The 1,409-nt window shown below is 74.5% G+C and carries 3 protein-coding genes; 2 read left to right on the top strand and 1 reads right to left on the bottom strand.

The genetic code is table 11. The features are described 5' to 3' along the window. Positions 1-137: 137 nt before the first annotated feature. Positions 138-482: a hypothetical protein gene (locus ABD067_RS14180; protein ID WP_343895964.1), complete on the top strand. Its 345-nt coding sequence runs from the start codon at positions 138-140 to the stop codon at positions 480-482. Further along, positions 452-1,045 carry a transposase gene (locus ABD067_RS14175; protein WP_343895963.1) on the top strand — a complete coding sequence of 198 codons (594 nt, stop codon included), beginning with the start codon at positions 452-454 and terminating at the stop codon, positions 1,043-1,045. The genes ABD067_RS14180 and ABD067_RS14175 overlap by 31 nt, the downstream gene beginning before the upstream one ends. Positions 1,046-1,066: 21 nt before the next feature. Here the strand turns inward: ABD067_RS14175 and ABD067_RS14170 are convergent. Next, positions 1,067-1,409, bottom strand: a 343-nt coding sequence (locus ABD067_RS14170) for a transposase (RefSeq protein WP_343895962.1), incomplete at its 5' end; no start/stop codon positions are given.

Here is a 1,409-nt window from a genome sequence, read left to right as displayed (position 1 = left end):
AGCCGCCAGGGGGCAGACTACACCACCGGCGCCGGGCTTCTCGGACACCCTCTGAGAGCGCCTTGCTCTGTTGAAACCCTTCGCCGGTGAGGGCGCTTGGGCTGGCTTTCGCCCCGTTCGGGCGCGGGAGGCGGCTGATGCGCCAGATGTCGAAGTCGGCGGTCCGGGTGGCGCGGGAGGCGATCGCGGCCGGGCGGGCTGCGCTCCCGGACTACGGCAGCCGGTGGTCGCGGCACGACTACACGCAGCCGCAGCTCTTCGCCTTGTTGGTGCTGAGGCAGTTCCTGAAGACCGACTACCGGGGCGTCGTCGCGCTCGTGGCCGAGTGGGCTGAACTCCGCCGCGCCCTCAGGCTCCGCAAGGTCCCGCACTACTCGACGCTGGCCCATGCGTCGCGCCGGATCCTCGCGGGTGCCGAGGCCGGGGGGCTTTCGCCCGCGCTCAAGCCGCCGTGGTCCGACACGCGCGCAAGCGGGGCCTGATCGACCGGGCGCCGGTGGCCGCGGTGGATGCCACCGGGCCCGAGACGCGGCACGTGAGCGCCCACTTCGGCATGCGACGGGCGGGCCCGGGCCACCGGCAACGGGCTTGGCCGAAGCTGACGGCCGTCGTCCACGCCCACTCGCACCTGATCCTCGGCGCCGTGCCGGGCGTCGGACCGAGCCAGGACTCGCCGGACTTCGCCCCGGCCATGCGCCAAGCGGCGGGGCTGGTCGCCATCGACACCGCCCTGGCGGACGCGGCCTACGACGCCGAGCACAACCACCGCCTCTGCCGCGAGGACCTGGGCGTCCGCCACACCGCGATTCCGCTCAACCCCCGCAACGCGGGGCGGCGCTGGCCGAAGGCGCCCTGCCGGCGCGCGATGCGGCGGCGGTTCCCGCGCGCGCTCTACCACCAGCGCTGGCACGCGGAGAGCGGCTTCAGCCAGCACAAACGACGCCTCGGCTCCGCCTTGACCGCACGGCGAGACGCAGCTCAGCAGCGCGAACTCGTCCTGCGCGTCGTCACCCACAGCCTCATGCTCCTCGCCGATGCGGCGTGAGCCTTTCAACAGAGCAAGCGCCTAACAGAACCGCCTGACCTGGTTGAGGCAGACGAGGGCGCAGCCAAGCGTGGTGAAGGCGAGGTGGATGTCGGCGCGGCGTTCGTAGCGGACCGTCAGGCGCCGGGAGCGGCCGAGCCGCGCCAGCGTGCGTTCCACCACCCACCTGTGCCGCCCGAGGCGTTGGCTGCTTTCCACCCCGCGCCGGGCGATGCGGGGCCGGACGCCGCGGGCGCGGCACTCGCGGCGGCAGCGCCGGTGGTCGTACCCCTTGTCGGCGTGCGGCTTGCCGGGGCGCCGCCGCGGGCGGCCCCGCTCGCCGCCGCGCACGGGCGGGACGGCGTCCGGAGCGGGCGCGAGCATG

It is taken from the genome of Craurococcus roseus (genome assembly GCF_039523795.1).
Classification (GTDB): domain Bacteria; phylum Pseudomonadota; class Alphaproteobacteria; order Acetobacterales; family Acetobacteraceae; genus Craurococcus; species Craurococcus roseus.
The sequence above is the reverse complement of the archived record's forward strand: the minus strand, read 5'-3'. Positions and strand labels throughout refer to the sequence as shown.